Annotated in this window: 26 protein-coding genes; 14 read left to right on the top strand and 12 right to left on the bottom strand. The window is 71.8% G+C overall.

Annotated elements, in window-relative coordinates; translation table 11 throughout:
* Positions 1 to 14 precede the first annotated feature (14 nt).
* Positions 15 to 878: a hypothetical protein gene (locus BWR60_RS12210; RefSeq protein ID WP_088151294.1), complete on the bottom strand. Its 864-nt coding sequence runs from the start codon at positions 876 to 878 to the stop codon at positions 15 to 17.
* Positions 879 to 1,349: 471 nt separating this feature from the next.
* Between BWR60_RS12210 and BWR60_RS12205 the strand changes: the two genes are divergently transcribed.
* The 5 genes from BWR60_RS12205 (at position 1,350) to rpsI (ending at position 4,995) form a co-directional block, all read left to right on the top strand.
* A complete protein-coding gene (locus BWR60_RS12205; protein WP_088151358.1) occupies positions 1,350 to 1,934 on the top strand; it encodes a DUF308 domain-containing protein in 585 nt (194 codons plus the stop codon).
* 125 nt (positions 1,935 to 2,059) lie between these two features.
* Positions 2,060 to 2,482 carry a PaaI family thioesterase gene (locus BWR60_RS12200; protein WP_088151293.1) on the top strand — a complete coding sequence of 141 codons (423 nt, stop codon included), beginning with the start codon at positions 2,060 to 2,062 and terminating at the stop codon, positions 2,480 to 2,482.
* Positions 2,483 to 2,710: 228 nt separating this feature from the next.
* Positions 2,711 to 3,853, top strand: coding sequence for a helix-turn-helix transcriptional regulator (locus BWR60_RS12195; protein WP_088151292.1), 1,143 nt, complete (start codon positions 2,711 to 2,713; stop codon positions 3,851 to 3,853).
* A 202-nt stretch (positions 3,854 to 4,055) separates the two neighbouring features.
* A complete protein-coding gene (gene rplM, locus BWR60_RS12190) occupies positions 4,056 to 4,514 on the top strand; it encodes a 50S ribosomal protein L13 (protein WP_088151291.1) in 459 nt (152 codons plus the stop codon).
* 4 nt (positions 4,515 to 4,518) lie between these two features.
* Positions 4,519 to 4,995 (top strand): 30S ribosomal protein S9, encoded by a 477-nt coding sequence (gene rpsI, locus BWR60_RS12185; RefSeq protein WP_088151290.1) that lies wholly within the window; start codon positions 4,519 to 4,521, stop codon positions 4,993 to 4,995.
* Here the strand turns inward: rpsI and BWR60_RS12180 are convergent.
* From BWR60_RS12180 to BWR60_RS12170, 3 genes are all read right to left on the bottom strand, one after another.
* Positions 4,913 to 5,899 carry a hypothetical protein gene (locus BWR60_RS12180; RefSeq protein ID WP_144445603.1) on the bottom strand — a complete coding sequence of 329 codons (987 nt, stop codon included), beginning with the start codon at positions 5,897 to 5,899 and terminating at the stop codon, positions 4,913 to 4,915. The genes rpsI and BWR60_RS12180 overlap by 83 nt on opposite strands.
* Positions 5,900 to 6,021: 122 nt before the next feature.
* A complete protein-coding gene (locus tag BWR60_RS12175; RefSeq protein ID WP_088151288.1) occupies positions 6,022 to 6,975 on the bottom strand; it encodes a PDR/VanB family oxidoreductase in 954 nt (317 codons plus the stop codon).
* 8 nt (positions 6,976 to 6,983) lie between these two features.
* A complete protein-coding gene (locus tag BWR60_RS12170; protein ID WP_088151357.1) occupies positions 6,984 to 7,502 on the bottom strand; it encodes an MOSC domain-containing protein in 519 nt (172 codons plus the stop codon).
* 152 nt (positions 7,503 to 7,654) lie between these two features.
* Between BWR60_RS12170 and BWR60_RS12165 the strand changes: the two genes are divergently transcribed.
* On the top strand, positions 7,655 to 8,269 hold the full coding sequence (locus BWR60_RS12165) for a helix-turn-helix domain-containing protein (RefSeq protein WP_144445602.1): 615 nt from the start codon (positions 7,655 to 7,657) through the stop codon (positions 8,267 to 8,269).
* Here BWR60_RS12165 and BWR60_RS12160 read toward each other — a convergent pair.
* Entirely contained in the window at positions 8,247 to 8,795 is a 549-nt protein-coding gene (locus BWR60_RS12160) for a helix-turn-helix domain-containing protein (RefSeq protein WP_218823465.1), read from the bottom strand. The genes BWR60_RS12165 and BWR60_RS12160 overlap by 23 nt on opposite strands.
* A gap of 85 nt (positions 8,796 to 8,880) precedes the next feature.
* Between BWR60_RS12160 and BWR60_RS12155 the strand changes: the two genes are divergently transcribed.
* The 5 genes from BWR60_RS12155 to BWR60_RS12135 all read left to right on the top strand — a co-directional run bounded on the left by BWR60_RS12155 (position 8,881) and on the right by BWR60_RS12135 (position 13,029).
* Entirely contained in the window at positions 8,881 to 10,002 is a 1,122-nt protein-coding gene (locus BWR60_RS12155) for an aminotransferase class I/II-fold pyridoxal phosphate-dependent enzyme (RefSeq protein WP_088151355.1), read from the top strand.
* 344 nt (positions 10,003 to 10,346) lie between these two features.
* Complete coding sequence (gene argC, locus BWR60_RS12150; protein WP_088151286.1) at positions 10,347 to 11,306, top strand: N-acetyl-gamma-glutamyl-phosphate reductase; 960 nt, start codon at positions 10,347 to 10,349, stop codon at positions 11,304 to 11,306.
* A gap of 7 nt (positions 11,307 to 11,313) precedes the next feature.
* Positions 11,314 to 11,865: a gamma carbonic anhydrase family protein gene (locus tag BWR60_RS12145; RefSeq protein WP_088151285.1), complete on the top strand. Its 552-nt coding sequence runs from the start codon at positions 11,314 to 11,316 to the stop codon at positions 11,863 to 11,865.
* 86 nt (positions 11,866 to 11,951) lie between these two features.
* Positions 11,952 to 12,857 (top strand): SPFH domain-containing protein, encoded by a 906-nt coding sequence (locus BWR60_RS12140; protein WP_088151284.1) that lies wholly within the window; start codon positions 11,952 to 11,954, stop codon positions 12,855 to 12,857.
* A 4-nt stretch (positions 12,858 to 12,861) separates the two neighbouring features.
* Positions 12,862 to 13,029 carry an Arc family DNA-binding protein gene (locus BWR60_RS12135; RefSeq protein ID WP_088151283.1) on the top strand — a complete coding sequence of 56 codons (168 nt, stop codon included), beginning with the start codon at positions 12,862 to 12,864 and terminating at the stop codon, positions 13,027 to 13,029.
* 157 nt (positions 13,030 to 13,186) lie between these two features.
* Here BWR60_RS12135 and BWR60_RS12130 read toward each other — a convergent pair whose 3' ends face one another.
* Positions 13,187 to 14,110 (bottom strand): lysophospholipid acyltransferase family protein, encoded by a 924-nt coding sequence (locus tag BWR60_RS12130; RefSeq protein WP_088151282.1) that lies wholly within the window; start codon positions 14,108 to 14,110, stop codon positions 13,187 to 13,189.
* A 315-nt stretch (positions 14,111 to 14,425) separates the two neighbouring features.
* Here BWR60_RS12130 and BWR60_RS36995 point away from each other — a divergent pair, with 315 nt between their 5' ends.
* Both BWR60_RS36995 and BWR60_RS12125 read left to right on the top strand, forming a co-directional pair.
* Positions 14,426 to 14,602: a hypothetical protein gene (locus tag BWR60_RS36995; RefSeq protein ID WP_179221732.1), complete on the top strand. Its 177-nt coding sequence runs from the start codon at positions 14,426 to 14,428 to the stop codon at positions 14,600 to 14,602.
* A 24-nt stretch (positions 14,603 to 14,626) separates the two neighbouring features.
* Positions 14,627 to 15,997, top strand: a complete 1,371-nt coding sequence (locus BWR60_RS12125) for a tetratricopeptide repeat protein (protein ID WP_088151281.1) — start codon at positions 14,627 to 14,629, stop codon at positions 15,995 to 15,997.
* Between the two features lie 166 nt (positions 15,998 to 16,163).
* Here the strand turns inward: BWR60_RS12125 and BWR60_RS12120 are convergent, their stop codons facing one another.
* Positions 16,164 to 16,892 carry a DUF6065 family protein gene (locus tag BWR60_RS12120; RefSeq protein ID WP_088151280.1) on the bottom strand — a complete coding sequence of 243 codons (729 nt, stop codon included), beginning with the start codon at positions 16,890 to 16,892 and terminating at the stop codon, positions 16,164 to 16,166.
* Between the two features lie 99 nt (positions 16,893 to 16,991).
* On the opposite strand from BWR60_RS12120, the gene BWR60_RS12115 reads away from it, so the two are divergent.
* Positions 16,992 to 17,768, top strand: coding sequence for a transporter substrate-binding domain-containing protein (locus BWR60_RS12115; RefSeq protein WP_088151279.1), 777 nt, complete (start codon positions 16,992 to 16,994; stop codon positions 17,766 to 17,768).
* Between the two features lie 58 nt (positions 17,769 to 17,826).
* Here the strand turns inward: BWR60_RS12115 and BWR60_RS12110 are convergent, their stop codons facing one another.
* From BWR60_RS12110 to coaA, 5 genes are all read right to left on the bottom strand, one after another.
* Entirely contained in the window at positions 17,827 to 18,060 is a 234-nt protein-coding gene (locus BWR60_RS12110) for a hypothetical protein (RefSeq protein ID WP_088151278.1), read from the bottom strand.
* 24 nt (positions 18,061 to 18,084) lie between these two features.
* Positions 18,085 to 18,249, bottom strand: coding sequence for a hypothetical protein (locus BWR60_RS36990; protein WP_179221731.1), 165 nt, complete (start codon positions 18,247 to 18,249; stop codon positions 18,085 to 18,087).
* 101 nt (positions 18,250 to 18,350) lie between these two features.
* A complete protein-coding gene (locus BWR60_RS12105; RefSeq protein ID WP_034847508.1) occupies positions 18,351 to 18,560 on the bottom strand; it encodes a cold-shock protein in 210 nt (69 codons plus the stop codon).
* Positions 18,561 to 18,769: 209 nt separating this feature from the next.
* The gene (locus BWR60_RS12100) at positions 18,770 to 19,534 is read right to left on the bottom strand and encodes a phosphotransferase (RefSeq protein ID WP_218823464.1); all 765 of its coding nucleotides are present in this window, start codon (positions 19,532 to 19,534) and stop codon (positions 18,770 to 18,772) included.
* A 2-nt stretch (positions 19,535 to 19,536) separates the two neighbouring features.
* Positions 19,537 to 20,559, bottom strand: a 1,023-nt coding sequence (coaA, locus tag BWR60_RS12095; RefSeq protein ID WP_144445601.1) for a type I pantothenate kinase, incomplete at its 5' end; no start/stop codon positions are given.

Here is a 20,559-nt window from a genome sequence, read left to right as displayed (position 1 = left end):
GGGGGAGAGGCCGGTCACCCGGTGTCGTGACCGTCCGGGATGTCGCGATAGGTGCCGAGGCCGAGGGAGCAGCAGATGCGCTCGGCGATGGTGGCGGTGGTCTCGGTGTCGAGCCAGGCGACGACCTCGGGCTCCTGCATCCGGACGGCGAGCAGGGCCCGTAGCGCTTCCAGCCGGGGCGTGTCCGTGATCTCGGCGAAGGCCCGGCCCATGGCGGCGGCGACCGCGCGCCGGCGCCCGGCCCGCTCGGCCTCGACCGTTTCGGGGTCGCCGGCCGGCCGGGGCGGCCGCGGCGTGGCGGGCCAGCTGCGGACGCCCCAGCGGCGCCATTCCTCGGCCAGGCCCAGGCCGCAGCACAGCCCGGCCAGCACCGCGCCGATCGCCCGGTCCTCGACCCGCACCGCCACGTCGTCGTAGAGGCTGTCGAGCCGCATCTCGAGATCCTCCTCCAGCCGGCGGCGGCGGCGCGGATCCCGGACCTCGTCGCCGATCATGCTGGCCATGATCTCCTCGACCTCCTCGCGCTGGCGGGCGCGGCGGGCCTGGCGGCCGGCCTCGCGGGCGGCGGCGGCGATCCGTTCGTCGGCGCACAGCCGGTCGGCGGCACGGGCGCGCAGGGCCAGCGAGCGCTGCACCGAGCGGGAGAAGCGGCTGAAGGCCAGCCCGGCCTCCTGCGCCTCGGCCCGGGCGTCCTGCACCACGACCTCATCGGCCTTGGGCTGGGCGGCCCTGGCCTGGGCGGCGACGGCGCGGGCGCCTTCGGCCTCGGCGAGCTGCATGGCGATCTCGGCCAGGCGGGTGAGCATCTGGATCTGCTGCAGCGCGAGGCTGCGGCAATAGGCCTGGACGTCGAGATCGGATTCCGCACCTCTTTGCATGGAACGTATCATGAACAAGATCGCGAGGCCGCGCAATGAAACATTGCGTGACCTTAACCGGCGCGGCCGGCGCCAACCTGGATCGCCACGCCCTCCGGGCTCGCGATGACGGTGAGGGTTGGCGGGGACGGCTCCAACCGGACCGTCATTGCGAGCGCAGCGAAGCAATCCATCCCACCGCATGAGCCGGCGCCGACCTGGATCGCCACGCCCCCTTCGGGGCTCGCGATGACGGTGAGGGTTGGCAGGACCGCTCAACCCACGCCGTCATTTGCGGCTGTGGCGAAGCCGCGCCCGGACGTCGCCCGCGTCTCCTCGAGGGCACTTGCCGCCGGCTCGACCGGCCGGATCGGCTTTCGAGGGGAGCGACGATGGAGGCCCGGCCTGCGGCAACCGGTCTCGGCGCCCCAGAAAGTGATTGATCGAAAGTTATCTACCTTCTAGTAGGTAGATAACTTCTGGAGAATGGACATGCAGCTTCCGATCACCGATTCCCAGCCCGCCGCGCCGTCATCCGGCTGGCTCAAGCGCTACTACACCATCCGGTTCGCGGTCGCGGCGGCCTGGGTCGCCCTGGCCTTCACGGCGGCGAAGGACATGCCGCAGCTGTCGGCCGTCATGCTGGTCGCCTATCCGGCGTGGGATGCCCTCGCGAACCTGGTCGACGCCCGGCGCTCCGGCGGGCTGGGCCGCAACCGGACCCAGATGCTGAACGCCGGCATCAGCGTGCTCACCGCGATCGCCGTCGCCATCGCCCTGGGTCGCGGCATGAACGCCGTGCTCGGCGTCTACGGCGTCTGGGCCGTGCTGGCCGGCGCCTTCCAGCTCGCCACCGCCGTCAGGCGCTGGGCGTCGTATGGCGCGCAATGGGCGATGATCCTGAGCGGCGCCCAGTCGGCCCTGGCCGGGCTGTTCTTTCTCAAGCAGGCCGGGGGCGCCGAGGCCGTCGGCATCGCCGCCATCGCCCCCTATGCCGCGTTCGGCGCCTTCTACTTCCTGGTCTCGGCGATCTGGCTCACGGTGAGCGATGCGCGCCGGAGCCGCGCCGCCGCCTGACGGCGCCAACCGAGGCGAGCCGATCTGAAGCCTCCACTCGCCGCCAGGCCCATGCCGGGCAGCCGAGGCTTGCGGCCGCCGTCGCGCTCGGCCCTACTGGCGGGAACCGGGAGAGGAGGGCGGCGATGCAGCCGGCGATCGAGGCCGAGGTGGTGGAGGCGATCATCCGCGACGGCGTGCCGCTGATCGGCGCCTTCGGGGTGACGGTCACGGCGCTGGGTGCCGGCACGGCGACGCTGGTGATGCCCTGCCGCGAGGACTTCGTGCGGCCCGGCGGCACCATCACCGGCCCGGCCCTGTTCGGCCTGGCCGACGTGGCGCTCTACGCCGCGGTGCTCAGCCGCATCGGCCGGGTCGAGCTGGCGGTCACCACCTCGATGGCGATCAACTTCCTGCGCCGCCCGGCGCTGGTGCCGGTGGTGGCCGAGGCCCGGCTGCTCAAGCTCGGCAAGCGCCTCGCCTATGGCGAGGTGCTGCTGTTCTCGGAAGGCGAGCCGGAGCCGGTGGCCCATGCCACCGGCACCTATTCGATTCCCCCCCAGGCCTGAGGAGACCGCTTCCGCCGATGGCGCGCCCAGCCCCGGCGCACCGCGCCTCAGGGGACCGATGTCGGCTCGATGCCGGTGCGAAAGGACTGTCATCCTGTCGCAATACTAACCGTCATACCAGTTATGGCAGGGCGGCCACAATCCGGTCCCGAGGATTGCCATCTTCCGCCCGTCTTCTGGGGCCGTTGCGGAGCCATGCGATTTCAATAAGGCATTCGGGGCGGGGGCATGCAGGCGGAGGCGGTGTTCGGTGCGGTCGAGCGGATCTATGACGCGGCCGCGAGGCCGGAGGGCTGGGCGGACAGCCTCGGCATCCTGCGCGGCCTGGTCGGGGCCGACCATGCGGTGCTGCTGACCCGCGAGGCGGGTCGGCCCGCCGCGGGGCTCGGCGTCGGGGTCGATGGCGGCGCCGTCAGGCGCCTGGCCGAGGCGGCGGGCGACGGCGGCGCGGCGGCGGACTGGCTGCAGTCGATCCCGGCGCGGCGCGCGGTGGCGTCGTCCAGCCTGATCGCCGATGCCGATTTCCTGCGGACCGAGATGTACAACGAGGTGGTGCGGCCGATGAACGGCTTCCGCGCCGGCGTCTACGCGTGGCAGGGCCGCCTGAGCTCGCGCATGGTCGCGGTCTGCCGCCCGCGGCAGATGCGGGACTTCGAGCCGGCGGAGCTGACGGCGCTGCAGCTCGTGATGCCGCATTTCGCGGCGGCTGAGCGGCTGCGCCGGCGGCTGGCCGCCAGCGAGCTGCTGGTGGCGGGCAGCCAGGCGGCCCTGGATGCGCTGGAGTCCGGCGTGATCCTGGTCGACCGCGAGTGCCGGCCGCTGTTCGTCAACCGGCGGGCGGAGGAGATCGGGCGGCAGCATCGCGGCCTGCGTCTGTCCTCGGCCGGGGTCGCCGCGGCGCTGCCCGCCGAGACCGGGCTGCTGCGCCAGATGGTGGCGGCGATGGCGGCGATCCTGGCGCGGCCGGCGGAGGGCGCCCTGGCGCGCGGCGCCGCCGCGGCCTCGACCCGGCTGTGCCTGTCGGACCCGCAGGGCCGCGCGCCGCTGGTGCTGACGGTGGCGCCGGTCACCGCCGTCGATCCCGTGGACGGGCGCTGCGGCCCGGCCCGCGCGGCGATCTTCATCGCGGCGCCGGACGAGGCGCGGTCGGTCGACGGGCGCGCCCTGATGACCGCCTTCGGCCTGACCGCGCGGGAGGCGGAGGTGGCGTCGCGCCTGGCCTCCGGCGCCACCATCGGCAGCCTGGCGGCGGAGTGGGGCGTCAGCGTCAACACCCTGCGCGGCTATCTCAAGGCCGTGTTCGGCAAGACCGGCACCTGCCGCCAGGCCGACCTGGTGCGGCTGGTGATGCAGGGCTTCGCCGCGGCGTGACTGCGGCTATGCTGCGGAAACGCTTGCGATCCTGCGGCCTACGCGGAAGGTATTCAAATACCGTTACGCTAAGTGACTGTGGTTTCGCCGCTTTTTTCCGTTGACGCGGCCGGTCCGCACGCGTAGACAGCGGCCTCTCGCCGGAAGCCCTCCCCAGGGCGGCCGGCGGCATCCGTTCCCGACCCTCGATCAAGGGCCCGTCATGAAGACATATTCCGCCAAGCCCGCCGAGGTGGAGAAGAAGTGGATCGTGGTCGACGCCGACGGCGTCGTTCTCGGTCGGCTCGCCAGCATCATCGCGATGCGCCTTCGCGGCAAGCACAAGACCACCTTCACCCCTCACGTCGACACCGGCGACAACGTCATCGTCGTCAATGCCGAGAAGGTCCGTCTGACCGGCAACAAGCGCCAGGACAGCGTCTTCTACTGGCACACCGGCTATGCCGGCGGCATCAAGGGCCGGTCGAAGGGCCAGATCCTCGACGGCGCCCATCCGGAGCGCGTGATCGAGAAGGCGGTCGAGCGCATGATCACCCGCGGTCCGCTGGGCCGGAAGGTCATGGGCAACCTCAAGGTCTATGCCGGTGCGGCGCATCCGCACGAGGCGCAGCAGCCCGAGGTGCTGGACGTCGCTGCCATGAATCCGAAGAACAAGAGGTAAGGCCGTGGCCGATCTGCAGTCCCTCTCCGATCTGAAGCCGACCCTCGAAGGCGCCGTGGCCGAGGCCGCGCCGGTGGAGCCGAAGCGCGACGCCCAGGGCCGCTCCTACGGCACCGGCCGCCGCAAGGACGCGGTCGCCCGCGTCTGGATCAAGCCCGGTAGCGGCAAGGTCACGGTCAATGGCCGCGACCAGGAGATCTACTTCGCCCGCCCGGTGCTGCGCATGCTGCTGAAGCAGCCCTTCGAGGTGTGCGACCGGTCGAACCAGTTCGACGTCGTCTGCACCGTCACCGGCGGCGGCCTCTCCGGCCAGGCCGGCGCGGTCCGGCACGGCCTCAGCCGCGCCCTGGTGGCCTATGAGCCGGGCCTGCGCGGCGCGCTGAAGGCCCATGGCTTCCTCACCCGCGACCCGCGCGTGGTCGAGCGCAAGAAGTACGGCAAGGCCGGCGCCCGCCGGAGCTTCCAGTTCTCCAAGCGCTGATCCGCACGACTTCGGATCCGTTGTTCGGAAAGGGGCGCCCTCGGGCGCCCCTTTTTCGTTGCGCCCGGTTCCGGTCCGACGGCCGGCGGCGCGGCGACGGCGTGGTCGCGACCAGGGTCGGGATGACGACGGCCGAGGCAGGGGCCGAGGTGGGGGCCGGCTTGATCGGCCCCCCGGCCAGGCTGGGGGCGGCGATGGTGGTCGCCACGGTCGGGATCACCGCCGGCTTGGTCGGCTGGATCGCGGTGACGCCGGCGAAGCGCCGGCCGTAATCGCTGATCCGCACGCCGTTGTCGTCGGCCGGGTCATAGGCGCCGGCGGTGGCGATGAAGCGCTCGGTGCCGTCCGGCCCGCCCAGATGCATCATGGCGCGCAGCCCGTCCCAGGTGATCGGCACGCCGGCGACATAGCCGCCGATATGTCGGTTCAGGCCGCGCTGCGCGATCTCGCGGTCGAGATGGGCCAGGTGCAGGCGGAAGGCCGCGATCTGCGCGGCCGGCGTGTCCAGGAAGTCGCCGATCGTCCGCACCTGCGGATAGCCCGGGATGTGGAAGGTGCCGCGCCAGCGGTTGCGCGTGTCCTCCGCCGACAGCGGCCCGCCCGGGTCGTAGATGCCGGCGATCGCCGCCGCCGATTCGCCGAGCTGGAACAGCCCGGCATAGCCGCCCTTGTTCATCTGCAGCGGGTCGCGGCTGCTCTCGGCCGCGGCCAGCAGCTCGGCGAAGGCATGGTCGCTGGAATGCAGGATCTCGTCCGGCACCTCCGGACCCAGCGCCAGGCCCGGGACGAGCGGGGAGGCGGGCACGGCGAAGTCCGGCGCCGGGTGATTCGTGGCCGGCGCGGCCGTCATCAGCAGGCTGCCGGCGACGATGGCCAGCACGGCGTTGCGTCGAGATGGGGTCATCCGATCGCCGCTCTGGTGAATCCGCGGGCCGCATGGTGCCGGCCGAAGCCGAGCGAGGCAAGCAGACTTTGCCGGCTGGGACACCGTGACTCAGCCGACGCCCGCACACCCGGCATCAGCGTTCACAGATCCAGCACCAGGCTGGGGCCGGCGCAGCCCGAGACGCAGGGCGTGACGAATTCGGCCCGGTCGGCGGCGCGCATCGCCAGGTCGCGATGGACCGGCGTGCCGGCCAGGTAGCGGGTCTTGCAGTCCAGGCAGATGCCGGCCTCGCAGGACGCGCCGATCTCGACGCCGGCCTCGCGCAGCGCCGCCAGGATGGTCCGGCCCGGGGGCACGGGGATGCTGCGGCGCGACCGCGCCAGCTCGACCGTGAAGCCGCCGTCGCCCGCCGCGCCGTCCGCGGGGCCGAACAGCTCGGCATGGAAGCGGCCCTCGAAGCCAGGCCCGGCCGCCTCCTCGACGGCGCGGATCATCGCCGCCGGGCCGCAGCAATAGACATGGGCGTCCGCCGGCAGGCCCGCGATCAGCGCCGCGATGTCCAGCCGCGCGGGCGCGTCGCCGCGGCTGAAATGATGCCGGACCTGGCCGGCGGCGGCCAGCGGCGCCAGCTGCTCCAGGAAGGGCGTGGCCGACGGCGTGCGCGTGCAGTAATGCAGCTCGAACCCGGCGCCGGACGCGGCCAGCGCCGGGATCATCGACAGGAACGGCGTGATGCCGATGCCGCCGGCGATCAGCACGTGGTGCGGCGCCATCGCCAGTGGAAAGTGGTTCCGCGGCAGCGACACCGGCAGGACGCTGCCTTCCGCGACGTCGCGGTGCAGGCATGCGGACCCGCCGCGGCCGGCCGCCTCGCGCTTGACCGCGATGCGATAGCGCCTGGCCTCGGCCGGGTCGCCATGCAGCGAATACTGGCGGACCGCGCCGTTCGGCAGATGGACGTCGATATGGGCCCCGGCGGTGAAGGGCGGCAGGTCCCAGTCGTCGGGGTCGGCCAGCTCGAAGGACAGCACGTCGTCCGCGACCCGCCGGATGCGACGGACGACCGTGGTGACGCGATGGATCAGCTTGGGCATCCGGGCGCTCATTCCGGCCGGACGGCGTCGCCGCAGCGCGCCGGCCCGCCTTCCAGGATGCGGGCGTTCAGGCCCGACCGGTGCAGCAGCAGCGTGAAGATCTCCTGGCCGGTGATCTGCTCGATATGCCGGCACGGCGTGCTCAGCCGGGTGCCCTCCACCAGCGCGGGGCCGATCCGGAAGCGCCGGCCCACCAGGTGGTTCAGCGGCACGCCGCGGGTGGTGACGTTGCGGCGATGGTCGCCGGCCGACAGGATGACGGCATGGTCGCGCCGCAGCGCCTCCAGCGTCTCCGCCTCGAACAGCGTGATCTGCCGGCCGTCCTCGGGCCGGTCGGAATAGAAGCCCTCGCCGGTGGCGTAGCGGTCGCCGGCCACGCCCACGCCGGCGATCAGGGTCAGCTCCGCGGCGGACCGCATCGGCAGGAACGAGCGCGGGGCGAGGTGCAGCGCCTCGACCGTGCCTGCCCAGGTCGCGGCGGCCGGGCTGGCGTCGAGGCCGGCCGCGCCGGCATCGGGGCTGGTCATGGCGCTCGTCTCCATCGGACGTTCCTGTCGGGACAACTTTGTTGTCCAGAAGACAAATTGATGGCAGAGGTGGAGTTGTGGCGCAAGATGTTTGTGCAGGCGGCGATGATCCTTACACTGCCGTGCAGCGTTACGCTTCCGGGGGTGTAGGTTTGTCTGACGGACAAAGGGCGATCGAGGCCGGCGGCGTCTCCCGCGGTGTCCAGGCACGGGCGCTGCGGCTGCGGCGCGGCCTGACGCTGGAGGCGCTGGCGGCCCAGGCCGGGCTCAGCAAGGGGCATCTGTCCCGCTTCGAGCGGGGCGAGAAGTCGCTGTCGATCGCCGCCCTGCTGCGGCTGTCGCAGGCGCTGCAGACCTCCGTGTCGGCCCTGCTCGGCGAGGGCGGCGGCGACGCCGTGCTCCACATCGTGCGGCGGGACGGCCGCCAGGCCCGGGCGCTGGCGCCGGAGGATGCCGGCTATGCCTTCTCGTCCCTCAGCCGGGCGGGGGATGCCGGCGCCGCGGATGTCTTCATCGTCGACCTGCCGATGGCGGCGGTCCGGGATTCCGAGTTCCACCACGCCGGCGAGGAGATGATCTTCGTGCTGGACGGGTCGGTGGAGGTCGAGGCCGCGGGGCAGGTGACCGTGCTCGGCAAAGGGGATTTCCTGCAGTTCTCCGGCCTGCTGAAGCACCGGCTGCGGGGGCGGGACGCGGTGAACCAGGTCCTGATCATGGTGTCCGGCGGGGCGGCCCCGGCGCCCGTCACGCCTGGCTCACCACCTTGACGAAGCGCACCGCCCCGCTTTCGGCGCGATAGGCATAGGGCCGGTCGCTGGCCAGGCGCAGGGCGTGGCCAGCGGGGGCGGCGAGGGTGCTGCCGTCGACCTCCAGCACCAGCGTGCCCTCCAGCACCCGGATCAGCTCCACCGTCCCGGCCGGGTCCGGGCTGGCGTCGTAGCGGGCACCGGCCGCCAGCGCCCAGTCCCACAGCTCGGCCCGGCCGCCGGAGGCGACCAGCCGGGCGCTGCCGGCCTCGGATTGCCACATCGTCGCGAACGCCTCCGGCGGGATCACCCGCGCCGGGGCCGCCGCCTCGCCGCCGACCAGCTCGGCGAAGCCGATGCCCAGCGCGGCCGCTATCTCCGCCAGCGTGGCGATGCTCGGGTTGGTCTCCGCCTTCTCGATCAGCGCCAGCATCCGGGGCGACACGCCGCTGCGCTCGGCCAGCGCCGCCTGGCTCAGGCCGCGGGCCTGGCGCTCCTGCCGCAGCTTTAGGGCGATCCGCTGCAGCACCTCCTGCGACGATGTCATCGGCAGCCCTCTCATTCGCATCTTGTTGCCGATCGACATGTAATATATTGCAGTACCGATGGCGACGGATTTCGGGGATGCGGCGATGACCTTCCAGCCTTTCGAGCTCGAGCAGTGGCAGTCGGAGTGGGAGCACACGGTCGAGTACAACCTGGCCGACAGCTCGGTGCGCTGTGCCGCGGTGCGCGAGGTGCTGGGGCCGGACGCGGTCGACCGGCTGCTGGACCAGGTGCTGTTCTACCCGCAGGTCAACGGCACCGACGCGCTGCGGGCGCGGATCGCCGGGCTGTACCCGGGCGCCACGGCGGACCAGGTTCTGGTCACCGCCGGCGCGTCCGAGGCGAACCAGATCCTGTGCCAGGCGCTGCTGTCGCCGGGCGACGAGATCGTGGTGATGGAGCCGGGCTACCGCCAGGTCTGGGGCATCGCCCGCAACCTCGGCTGCACGGTGCGGAGCTTCCCGCTGCTGCCCGACCAGGGCTGGCGGCCGGATCTCGACGCGCTGGAGGCCGCGGTCGGGCCGCGCACCCGGATGATCGCCATCGTCAATCCGAACAACCCGACCGGCAGCATCCTGACCGCGGAGGAGGCGGCGCGGATCACCGCCATCGCCCGGAAGGCCGGCGCCTGGCTGCATGTCGACGAGGTCTATCGCGGCACCGAGCGGCTGAGCGACACCGAGACGCCGAGCTTCTGGGGCGGGTATGAGCGCACGGTGGTGGTCGGCAGCCTGTCCAAGGCCTATGGCTTGGCCGGGCTGCGCGTCGGCTGGCTGGTCGGGCCGAAGGACCTGGTCGAGGCGGCGTGGCGCCGGCACGAATATGTCGTCATCGCCACCGCCGGCCCGTCGATGCTGCTGGCCGAGCTGGCGCTGGAGCCGGCGACGCGCGGCCGGCTGGTGGCCCGGCAGCGCGAGCTGTCGCGCCGCGGCTGGGAAGGGTTGGAGCGCTGGATCGCCGCCAGTGACGGGCTGGTCTCGGCGGTGCCGCCGGCGGCCACGGCGCTGGGCTTCGTCCGGGTCCATCTGGATCTATCTTCGGTCGCGGTGGCCGACGCCATCCGCCGCCGGTCCTCGGTGCTGGTGGCGCCGGGCGTCTATCTCGGCGCCGAGCATCACCTGCGCATCACCCATGGCTACGAGCATGCGCCCGCGGCGCTGGATCGCATTTCGACGGTGCTGCGGGATCTGAAGGCGGGAAGGAGCTGAGGGTCGGGGCCGGCCTTCCCCCTCACCCTCCCGCCGCCAACGCGGCGGGCCCCTCCCTCTCCCCGAGGAGAGGGGGGGTCGGGGCCGGCCTTCCCCCTCACCCTCCCGCCGCCAACGCGGCGGGCCCCTCCCTCTCCCCAAGGAGAGGGAAACTTTACCTCTCCCCCGGGGAGAGGTCGAAATCGCGTCAGCGATTTCGGGTGAGGGGGTGGCGCCGGCCCATCCGCTCGCCTGAGCCCTCGGCCCTCGTCCCGCAAATATCGGCCATGACCGCGTTGCCGGTTCGGCCCCGGCCCCGGATGTGTTAAGTCTCCAGCCTCTGATTTCTTTCCGAGGGCAAGGCGATGCCGGCGACGGTGTTCATCGATGGCGAGGCTGGAACGACGGGGCTGCAGATCCGCGACCGTCTGGCCCGCCGCGCCGATGTCGAGATCGTCAGCCTGGCCGACTCCGAGCGCAAGGACCCGGCGGCGCGCCGGCGCCTGCTGAATTCGGTCGACGCCGCCATCCTGTGCCTGCCCGACGACGCCGCGCGCGAGGCGGTGGCGATGGTCGAGAACCCGGATGTCCGGGTGATCGACGCCTCGACCGCCTATCGCACGGCCGAGGGCTGGACCTACGGCTTCCCCGAGCTGGCGCCCGGCCAAGCCGAGGCGGTGGCGGCGTCCAGGCGTATCTCCAACCCCGGCTGCTACCCGACCGGCGGCATCGCCCTGCTGCGGCCGCTGATCGACCGCGGCCTGGTGCCGGCGGATTACCCCGTAACCGTCAACGCCGTCAGCGGCTATACCGGCGGCGGCAAGAGCCTGATCGCCCGCTACGAGGCCGAGAAGAAGGGCGCGCCCTTCTACCTCTACGGGCTGAAGCTGGCGCACAAGCATGTGCCGGAGCTGCAGCGCTGGTCAGGCCTGGCCCATGCGCCGATCTTCGTGCCCTCGGTCGGCACCTTCGCCCAGGGCATGCTGGTGTCGCTGCCGTTGCCGCTGTGGTCGCTGCCGAAGCAGCCCTCGGCCGCCGACCTGCACGCCGCGCTGGCCGAGCACTACCAGGGCCAGCCCTTCGTCACCGTGGCGCCGCTGGCCGACAGCGAGGCGCTGGCGGAGCTGGAGCCCGAGGCGCTGAACGGCACCAACCAGTTGCGGCTGTTCGTGTTCGGCAATGCGAAGGAGCGGCAGGCGCTGCTGGTCGCCCAGCTCGACAATCTCGGCAAGGGCGCGTCGGGTGCCGCGGTGCAGAACCTGAACCTGGCGCTGGGCCTGGCCCCGACCGCCGGGCTGCTGCCGGCTCGGCCGCAGGCGGCCTGAGGACATCATGGCGGCGGGTGCTGTGATCCTGCCCTATCGCGACAAGCTGCCCCGGATCGCGCCGGACGCCTTCATCGCGCCCGGCGCGGTGGTGATCGGCGATGTCGAGATCGGGCCGGGCTCCAGCGTCTGGTTCGGCTGCGTCATCCGCGGCGACATGCAGCCGATCCGCATCGGCGCCCGCACCAATGTCCAGGACGGCACGGTGATCCATGTCGCCTCGGCCGACGGCCCGACCCATATCGGCGACGACGTCACCATCGGCCACATGGCGCTGATCCATGCCTGCACGCTGGCGGATCGCAGCTTCGTCGGCATGAAGGCCTGCGTCATGGACCGGGCGGTGGTGGAGAGCCGGGCGATGGTCGCGGCCGGGGCGCTTTTGACCCCCGGCAAGCGCGTGCCGGCCGGCCAGCTCTGGGCCGGCAGCCCGGCCCGCTTCGTGCGCGCTTTGACCGACGAGGAGCACGCGCACCACCGCAAGCTGGCCGAGGGCTATGTCGCGCTCGGCGTCGAATACCGCGCCAATGTGGTGCTGGACGCCGGCACCGCCCTCTGACCCTTCCCTGGCCCCGCTCTTGCCCGATGGCTTCGCTTCGTCTATTTATGATATCATAAATAGATCATGAAAGGAGCTTTCCTGCCATGAGTACCGCCCCTGCGATCAGCGATCGCGCGGCCAGGACGGCCAGCGGCTACGCCGCATTGGCGCTCGCCCTGGTGATCCTGGCGGTCCCCGCCTATCTCCTGATCGCGGTGATCCGGGGGACGGCGGGCCAGGACGGCAGCCGGGTGATCGCGGTCCTCTGCATCCTGGCGGTCGCCCTCATCGTCCGCGGCCTCTATGTCGTGCAGCCGAACCAGAGCGCGGTGCTGCTGCTGTTCGGCGCCTACACCGGCACCGACGGGCAGCCCGGGCTGCGCTGGGCCAACCCGCTGGCCAGCAAGCGCAAGGTCAGCCGCCGGCTGCAGACCCAGGAGATCCCGGCGATCAAGGTGAACGACGCCGCCGGCAACCCGATCGAGATCGGCGCCGCCGTGGTGTGGCATGTCCGCGACGCCGCCAAGGCGGTGCTGCAGGTCGACGACTATGCCGGCTTCGTGCGGCTGCAGAGCGAGACGGCGCTGCGGCGGATCGCCAGCACCCATCCCTATGACGATTGGGAGGAGGAGACGGCGGCGTCCGCCGGCAGGATCTCGCTGCGCGACGGCGGCGAGCAGGTGACCGACGAGCTGGTGCAGGAGCTGCGCCAGAGGCTGGAGCGGGCGGGGATCGAGGTGGTCGAGGCCCGGATCACCCATCTGGCCTATGCGCCCGAGATCGCCGGGGCGATGCTGCGCCGGCAGCAGGCCTCGGCGGTGGTGGCGGCGCGGCGCACCATCGTCAAGGGCGCGGTCGACCTTGTCGACGAGGCCTTGACCGGGCTGCGCGAGAAGGCGATTGAGATCGATCCGGAGCGCAAGGCGGCGATGATCTCGAACATGCTGGTGGTGCTGGTGGGGGACAAGGATGCGACGCCGGTGATCAACACCGGGACGCTGTACAGCTAGGCGGATGGCCGGCCGTCCCCCGGGCCCGGAGCGCACGCCCTTCGCCCTGCGGATCGATCCGAAGCTGCTGGAGATGGTCAAGCAGACGGCGAATGCCGATCTGCGCAGCGTCAACGCGCAGATCGAGGTGCTGATCCGCGAGGCGCTGAAGCGGCGGGGGGTGCTGAAGTGATCGGGCGGCGGGCCTTTTCAGGACGCCCGTCTCTCACCGTCATTGCGAGGAGGCGAAGCCGACGAAGCAATCCAGGAGCCGGTTCGCGCTGGCCCTGGATTGCTTCGCTGCGCTCGCAATGACGGTGTTGGGAATTCTGAAGCTCCCGCCTCGCTGCCTAATCCTCGTTGCCGGCGGCCAGGCTGGCCTTGTAGGCCAGGACGCGCTGCCGCAGCTTGCGCGGGCGCGGCATCATCCAGCGCTTGTGCAGCCACAGCCACTGCTCGGGCCGGCCGCGGACCCAGCCCTCGACCACCCCGTTCAGCGCGATCGTCGCCGCCTCGATATCGGCCTTGCGGTCGCCGCTGCGCGGCATCGCCAGCGGCGGCTCGAACACCGCGCGGTAGCGGGCGCCGGCCTGGCGCTCGATCCTGACCGGGATCACGGCGCAGCCGAGATGGTAGGCCATGGCCACGGCGCCGGGCGAGGTCATGGCGTCATGGCCCATGAACGGCACCTTCAGCCCGCCATTGTAGCGCTGGTCGACCATCATCCCCAGCACGCCGCCGGCGCGCAGCACCGACAAAGCGCGCTTGGCGTCCGACCCCTCCATCCGCTTCTCCAGCAGGATGGTGCCGACCGAGCTGCGCATGCGGTGGAGCAGCCAGCCCACCAGCGGGTTCTTCGGCGGCCGGGCGATGGCGGTGAAGGGCACGCCGTGATTGGCCGCGACCGCGGCCCCGACCTCCCAATTGCCGAAATGGCCGATTGCCATGACCACGCCGCGGCCGCCGTCGCGGGCGGCCAGGAAATGCTCGATGCCCTCGACCTGGACGCGGCGGGCGCGCCGGCCCTCGCTGCGGCGCAGCCGGCCGAGATGCGGGAACTCGGCGATCACCCGGCCGAGATTGTCCCACATGCCGCGGATGACGCGCTCGCGCCCGGCGGCCGACAGCTCCGGCATCACCAGGCGCAGATTGGCGTCGGCGCGGCGCGAGGCGCCAAGGCGCGGGCCGATGGTGCGGCCGACCCAGCCGCCGAGGCCGGAGGCGGCGTCCAGCGGCAGCGCCCGCATCAGCCCGTACAGGGCGTAGAGCGGCACGGCCTGCGCGGCGGCAGCGACATGATGGCGGCCGCGACGGCGCCACTGCTTCCGGAGGCGTCGGACATGCGCGGACCAGTCCGGTCTGACCGGGTCCTGGGAATCAGCTGTGCGGGAAATGGGCGGCCTCGGTGTGCTGGGGACCGGTCGCTGGGCGGTCCGCGGCGGCGTTCGTTGGTGTTACACGTGACATGAACGCATATCCGCCGCCAGATGTTTCGCGTTTCCGTATATTTCTTAACACGAAACGGCCCGGCCTTGCGCCGGATCGGCGAAACGCCATATCACGGCGGCCCAGCCCGAAAGGAGTGGCAGATGAAGAAGCCCGTGCCCAAGGCCGGGCCGAAGCGGCGCGATCCGCATGCCCTGATCGCCCGCCGGCTCGGCCACAAGATCGTCCCGTCCGGCAAGGTCTACAGCCGCAAGGACAAGCACCGAAGCCCCCGCCGACCGGACGGGGGCTTCGCCATTTCTGCCCTTCGGGTATCCTGACCGGGCCAACAGGAGGATCCGGCCATGGGGCTCATCGACAGCCGCGGCGTTCCGGTCTCGACCGCCAGCCGCGCCGCGCTCGACCGCTACGAGGCGGCGGCCGAGAAGCTGCACAGCTATGTCCGCGACCCCTTGGCCGAGATCGACGCGGCGCTGGCCGAGGATCCGGGCTTCGTCATGGGCCATTGCCTGCGCGGCACGCTGATGGCGCTGGCGACCGAGAAGGCGGCCGAGGCGCCGCTGCGCCAGAGCGTCGAGGCGGCGGAGGCGCTGGCGGCGGGGGCGAATGAGCGCGAGCGCGGCCACATCGCGGCCTTGCGCGCCTGGCTGGACGGCGACTTCGCCGGCGCGGTCGATGGCTGGGGCCGGGTGGCCGAGGCCTGGCCGCGCGACGGGCTGGCGCTGCAGGCGGCGCATCTCGGCGATTTCTATCTCGGCCACACCACGCTGCTGCGCGACCGCATCGCCCGGGCCCTGCCGGCCTGGGACGAAGCGGTGCCGGGCTATGGCTATGTCCTCGGCATGCACGCCTTCGGCCTCGAGGAGACCGGCGACTACCGCACCGCCGAGGCCACCGGCCGCCGCGCCGTGGCGCTGCAGCCGCGCGACCCCTGGGCGATCCACGCCGTCGCCCATGTGCTGGAGATGGAGGGGCGGCTGCCGGAGGGTGTCGACTGGCTGTCCGGCCGCAGCGGCGACTGGGCGCCGGACAACATGTTCGCCTTCCACAACTGGTGGCACCTCGCCCTCTACCATCTCGACCTCGGCGACACCGAGACGGTGCTGCGGCTGTATGACGAGGCGATCCGGCCGCGTCCCTCGCCGGTGGCGCTGGAGACGCTGGACGCCACGGCCCTGCTGTGGCGGCTGCATCTTCGCGGCGTGGACGGCGGCGCCCGCTGGGCGGATCTCGCCGACACCTGGGCGCCGATGGCGGAGGACGGCTACTACGCCTTCAACGACATGCACGCGATGATGGCCTTCGTCGCCACCGGCCGCGACGCCGATGCCGGCCGGCTGCTGGCAGCGCAGGCTCGGCGCGCCGATTCGGGCGGCACCAACGCGGCGATGACGGCCGAGGTCGGGCTGCCGGTGTGCCGGGCGCTGCGCGCCTTCGGCGCCGGCGACTATGCGACGGCGGTGGAACTGCTGGGGCCGGTGCGGGCGGTGGCGCACCGCTTCGGCGGCAGCCACGCCCAGCGCGATGTGCTCAATCTCACCCTGGTCGAGGCGGCGCTGCGGGGCGGCCAGGCGGATCTCGCCCGGTCCCTGGCGGCCGAGCGCGTCGAGGCCAAGCCCGGCAGCCCCTTCAACTGGCGCCTGACCGTGAGGGCATTGCGGCTGGCCGGCGACGAGGCGGGGGCGGTTGCGGCGGAGAAGAGGGCCTGCGGCTAGACGAACGCGTTGCCTCTCCCGCTTGCGGGAGAGGTCGGAGACGCGAAGCGGCTCCGGGTAAGGGGAGTTCGTCGAGGCCGGGACCAACCCTCACCCGGTCTCGCTGCCGCGAGCCCGACCTCTCCCGCCAGGCGGGAGAGGCAACGCAAAAGGGTTCGCCTAGATCCTACCCCTCCCGAAACGGCCTCAACCTCAGCTTGGTCTGGTGCTCGGGCGCGGGGGTGCCGTCGGTGTCCAGGCCGCGGTAATAGCCCTTCTGCCATTTCGCCTCATTGGCCTCGGTGCCGGGCACCGGCAGGTCGGCCAGGAAGTCGGCGCGGCCGCGGTGGAAGGCCCAGTAGCGCGCCTCGAGCTCCGGCTCGTCGGACAGCGGCCGGATCTCCGGCTCCGCCGCCTCGACCGTGTCGCGCGCCAGCGGGAAGAACAGGCAGAACGGCTCGCCGGCCGCGAACTCGACCATGTGGTTCGGCCGGGTGAAGCGCCAGTTCATGGTGAAGCCGTAGGGCGACCAGTCGGTCTCGACCACGCCGGTCAGGGCCGCGATGCCGTCCTTCGGCGCGTTGACCGGGCCGGAGACCCAGAGGTTGCAGCCCGGCTCGGTGCGCAGCAGCAGCGGCACGTGGAAGGTCAGGATGCCGCTGCCGAAATGCCCGACCGCCGGCGCCGGCGTGTCACCGGGCGCCTCGACCCGCACCGAGTCCGGCGCCGAGCCGCCGTCCCACCAGGCGCGGATCGGGGACGGGCACAGGATCTCCCAGCCATGGGCGTTGGCGATGTTCAGCGGTAGGCAGCGATAGGCGAAGCCCTCGGGCGTCGCCGACATCCAGTCGCGCGTGGCCGGGGCCGGCCGGATCTCGGGATGCGCCCCGCCGATGGTGTAGGCGATCAGCTTCATGGCGGTGATGGTAGCCGCGGCCGGCCGCGCCGACGACCCTGTTGGTGGCGCCGCAATTGTCCGACTAAGATCCTGGCCGAATCAGAACCGGGAGGAACCATGCGCCTGCTCGCCGCCGCCACCTTGCTGCTCGCCCTGCCTGCCGCCGCCGCGGCCGCGGCGGACCGCACCGACACGCTCGACGCCGTGGCCAAGGCCGGGGTGCTGAAGGTCTGCACCACCGGCGACTACAAGCCCTTCACCTATCTCGACCCGGCCAAGGGCGAGTACCAGGGCATCGACATCGACATGGCGAAGGACCTGGCCGCCGCCATCGGGGTGAAGGCGGAGTTCGTGAAGACCAGCTGGAAGACGCTGATGGCGGATTTCACCAGCGGTGCCTGCGACATGGCGATGGGCGGCATCAGCGTCACCCTGCAGCGGCAGAAGCAGGCCTTCTTCAGCATCCCGATCGATGTCGACGGCAAGACCCCGATCACCAAATGCGAGAATGTCGACAGGTTCGCGACGGTGGAGCAGATCGACCAGCCCGGCGTCCGGGTGATCGAGCCGCCGGGCGGCACCAACGAGGCCTTCGCGCGCGAGCACATCAAGACGGCGCCGATCACCATCTTCCCGGACAACACCACGATCTTCGACGAGATCCTGGCCGACCGGGCCGATGTGATGATCACCGACGCCAGCGAGACCCGGCTGCAGCAGAAGCTGCGCCCGGGCCTGTGCGCGGTGCATCCGGACCAGCCCTTCACCTTCGCCGAGAAGGCCTATCTGCTGCCGCGCGGCGACGTGGTGTTCAAGGCCTTCGTCGACCAGTGGCTGAACCTGCGCCTGCACGACGGCAGCCACGCCAGGTTCAGCGCCGCCTGGTTCGGCTGAGGCACGAAAAAGCCGGGCTCTGCGGAGCCCGGCTCGGCGTTGGACCGTCGGGCGCTGGCTATTGGCCGCGCAGCCGGGTCATGGTCTTGATCGGGCCGCGCGGATTGCCGGACATCTCGGCGATCTTGCGGTCCTGCGCCTCGATGAAGGCGCGCACGGCATCCTCGCCGTCCAGCCCGTCGGCCTCGGCGCGCGGCACCTTGCGGTTCGAGCTCAGCGTGCCGTCCTGGTAGACGATGTTGAACAGCACGAAGGTGCTGTCGTTCGACTGCTTCTTGGTGCTCCGGGCCATGGGGCTCTCCGGTGACGGGTCGGGTCAGGACGGATCGGTCTCGTCGTCCTGAGGCGGCTCACCGCTCTCCTGGGCGGCCTTGCGGCGGGCGCTCTCTTCCTCGCGCTTCTGCAGCTTCTCCTGCTTCTTCTGCTCCTTGAGGCGGTTACGCTCGCTGCGCTGCTGATTGTAGTTCGGCTTGAACGGCATGACGGCCTCCCTCTGGCGCGATGCGTCGCATCGCCGGTCTCTCACGAGAAAAGGAGCGCCCGACGGCGCGGGCGCTCCTGATCCGCTCCGCAGTCGAAGGCTCAGACGGCCTTCAGATTCTCCGCCGAGGTCTTGCCGCGCTTCGGATCGCGCTGCTCTTCGTAGGAGATCTGCTGGCCTTCGTTCAGCCCACGCAGGCCGGCGCGCTCGACGGCCGAGATATGGACGAACACGTCCGGGCCGCCGCTCTCCGGCTGAATGAAACCGAAGCCTTTGGTGCTGTTGAACCACTTGACGGTGCCGATCGGCATCGCTTTTCCTCCAGTTGAGGGGTTGCGCCGCGCGCAGCCGCGCGACGCATCAGACGGTAACGGGGAAAGGCGAGGGATCCGCGGCCGCAAGGGCATGGCAGGCCGGCCGTCCGAACCAGAATGACCCCGTAAACATGGGGGACGACGGCCCCGATGGCAAGTTCGACGGCGGAAACCGCCTGGAACGCCGGGTTTCGCAGCCCTCAGGATCAAGGCAACGGTCCGGCCTCCGCCAGCCGCAGCAGCGCTTCCGCCTGGTCCGGCACGCCCTCGGCCAGGCGGGCGGCGGCAACGACGGGCAGCCAGGCCAGGATGCGGTCCCGGCCGATGCCGGAGCCGGCGGCATAGGCCTCGACATAGGCGGCGGCGACGTCCGGCGCCACGGGGTGGATCAGGACATAGGAGCGGCACACATCCGCCGCCGGATCGCCGGCGCGGGCGTCCAGCCAGTCGACCACCACCTCCCGGCCCGGCGGGCCCAGGATGTTCCAGGGGTGGAAGTCGCCGTGGCACAGCCGGTCGCCCGCCGGCAGCGCGGCCAGGCCGGCCAGCAGCCGCCGCGCCAGGGGCCGGCCCAGCGTCGCGGCCGCCCGGCCGATATCCGCCGCCAGCCGCTGCTTCAGCCCGGCGAGATGCGTCCCCGGGCAGTCATGGATCGCCCGGTGCAGCCGGACCATCCGCTGCAGCCCGGCCGCCACGGCCGCGGCGCCGGGGCGCATCGCCTCGCCGAGGGGCGGGCCGTCCGCCCGGGTCATGGCGATGCCCCAGCGGCCGTCGACCTGCCCGACGGCGCGGACCTCCGGCACCGGCAGCCCGTGGGCCCCGACCAGGGCCAGCACCGACGCCTCATGGAACGCCGACGGCTTCGGCGCGGTCGCCGTCATCCGGTACAGCTTCACCGCCAGGGCGCCGCTGTCGAAGACCTCGGCCTCCTTGCCCGATCCCAGCAGCGGTCCCAGCGGCGGCAGCGCCATGGCTACATCCGGCGCAGCGCGACGGCGTCGACCGAATGGTCGGCGGCCTTGTGCAGCACCAGCCGGGCGCGCTGCCGGGTGGGCAGGATGTTCTCGCGCAGGTTCACGCCGTTGATCTGGTCCCAGATCTCGCGGGCGGCGCGGCGGGCCTCGGCCTCCGGCAGGTCGCGCTGGTGGTGGAAGTAGGAGGACGGGTCGCGGAAGGCGGTGCGCTGCAGCAGCAGGCGGCGCTCGACGAACCAGCGGGCGACATCCTCCTCCTCGGCGTCGACATAGACCGAGAAGTCGAAGAAGTCGGAGGTGACGACCGAGGCGCCGGCCGGGGCCTGCAGCACGTTCAGCCCCTCGAAGATCAGGATGTCCGGCTGCCGCACCACCTGCTTCTGGCCGGGCAGGATGTCGTAGGTGAGGTGGGAGTAGACCGGCGCCTCCACCTCCGGCCGGCCGGACTTCACCGCCGCCAGGAAGCCGATCATCCGGCGCAGGTCGTAGCTTTCGGGGAAGCCCTTGCGGCGCATCAGCCCGCGCTCCTCCAGCACCTTCCTCGGCCACAGGAAGCCGTCGGTGGTCACCAGCTCGACCCGCGGATGGTCGGGCCAGCGCGACAGCAGCAGGCGCAGCAGCCGGGCGAAGGTGCTCTTGCCCACGGCGACGCTGCCGGCGACGCCGATGATGTAGGGCGGCGGCGGGCCCGGCCGGCCGAGGAAGGAATCCTGCACCCCGTCCAGCGCCCGGGCGGCGGCGACATGCAGGTTCAACAGGCGCGACAGCGGCAGGTGGATGTCGGCGACATCGGCCAGCGACACCGGGTCGTTCAGGCCGCGCAGCTCGGCCAGCTCGGCATCGGTCAGCGCCATCGGCGTGGTGTCGCGCAGCGCCGCCCATTCGCCCCGGGTGAAACGGTCATAGGCGGCGGGCCTCGGCCTCCGGCAGGTCGCGCTGGTGGTGGAAGTAGGAGGCCTCGGCCTCCGGCAGGTCGCGCTGGTGGTGGAAGTAGGAGGACGGGTCGCGGAAGGCGGTGCGCT

Source organism: Inquilinus limosus (assembly GCF_002195995.1).
GTDB classification, from domain to species: domain Bacteria; phylum Pseudomonadota; class Alphaproteobacteria; order DSM-16000; family Inquilinaceae; genus Inquilinus; species Inquilinus limosus_C.
The sequence above is the reverse complement of the archived record's forward strand: the minus strand, read 5'-3'. Positions and strand labels throughout refer to the sequence as shown.

Coding starts and splice junctions, on each gene's coding strand:
- BWR60_RS12160 (WP_218823465.1), bottom strand. CDS start 8,795: ATGACATCGTCGCAGGAGGTGCTGCAGCGGATCGCCCTAAAGCTGCGG.
- BWR60_RS12205 (WP_088151358.1), top strand. CDS start 1,350: ATGCAGCTTCCGATCACCGATTCCCAGCCCGCCGCGCCGTCATCCGGC.
- BWR60_RS12110 (WP_088151278.1), bottom strand. CDS start 18,060: ATGGCCCGGAGCACCAAGAAGCAGTCGAACGACAGCACCTTCGTGCTG.
- BWR60_RS12210 (WP_088151294.1), bottom strand. CDS start 878: ATGCAAAGAGGTGCGGAATCCGATCTCGACGTCCAGGCCTATTGCCGC.
- BWR60_RS12175 (WP_088151288.1), bottom strand. CDS start 6,975: ATGCCCAAGCTGATCCATCGCGTCACCACGGTCGTCCGTCGCATCCGG.
- BWR60_RS36995 (WP_179221732.1), top strand. CDS start 14,426: ATGAAGAAGCCCGTGCCCAAGGCCGGGCCGAAGCGGCGCGATCCGCAT.
- BWR60_RS36990 (WP_179221731.1), bottom strand. CDS start 18,249: ATGCCGTTCAAGCCGAACTACAATCAGCAGCGCAGCGAGCGTAACCGC.
- BWR60_RS12100 (WP_218823464.1), bottom strand. CDS start 19,534: ATGGCGCTGCCGCCGCTGGGACCGCTGCTGGGATCGGGCAAGGAGGCC.
- BWR60_RS12145 (WP_088151285.1), top strand. CDS start 11,314: ATGGCGGCGGGTGCTGTGATCCTGCCCTATCGCGACAAGCTGCCCCGG.
- BWR60_RS12170 (WP_088151357.1), bottom strand. CDS start 7,502: ATGACCAGCCCCGATGCCGGCGCGGCCGGCCTCGACGCCAGCCCGGCC.
- BWR60_RS12200 (WP_088151293.1), top strand. CDS start 2,060: ATGCAGCCGGCGATCGAGGCCGAGGTGGTGGAGGCGATCATCCGCGAC.
- BWR60_RS12105 (WP_034847508.1), bottom strand. CDS start 18,560: ATGCCGATCGGCACCGTCAAGTGGTTCAACAGCACCAAAGGCTTCGGT.
- BWR60_RS12120 (WP_088151280.1), bottom strand. CDS start 16,892: ATGAAGCTGATCGCCTACACCATCGGCGGGGCGCATCCCGAGATCCGG.
- argC (WP_088151286.1), top strand. CDS start 10,347: ATGCCGGCGACGGTGTTCATCGATGGCGAGGCTGGAACGACGGGGCTG.
- BWR60_RS12140 (WP_088151284.1), top strand. CDS start 11,952: ATGAGTACCGCCCCTGCGATCAGCGATCGCGCGGCCAGGACGGCCAGC.
- rplM (WP_088151291.1), top strand. CDS start 4,056: ATGAAGACATATTCCGCCAAGCCCGCCGAGGTGGAGAAGAAGTGGATC.
- BWR60_RS12135 (WP_088151283.1), top strand. CDS start 12,862: ATGGCCGGCCGTCCCCCGGGCCCGGAGCGCACGCCCTTCGCCCTGCGG.
- BWR60_RS12180 (WP_144445603.1), bottom strand. CDS start 5,899: ATGACCCCATCTCGACGCAACGCCGTGCTGGCCATCGTCGCCGGCAGC.
- BWR60_RS12115 (WP_088151279.1), top strand. CDS start 16,992: ATGCGCCTGCTCGCCGCCGCCACCTTGCTGCTCGCCCTGCCTGCCGCC.
- BWR60_RS12155 (WP_088151355.1), top strand. CDS start 8,881: ATGACCTTCCAGCCTTTCGAGCTCGAGCAGTGGCAGTCGGAGTGGGAG.
- BWR60_RS12195 (WP_088151292.1), top strand. CDS start 2,711: ATGCAGGCGGAGGCGGTGTTCGGTGCGGTCGAGCGGATCTATGACGCG.
- BWR60_RS12125 (WP_088151281.1), top strand. CDS start 14,627: ATGGGGCTCATCGACAGCCGCGGCGTTCCGGTCTCGACCGCCAGCCGC.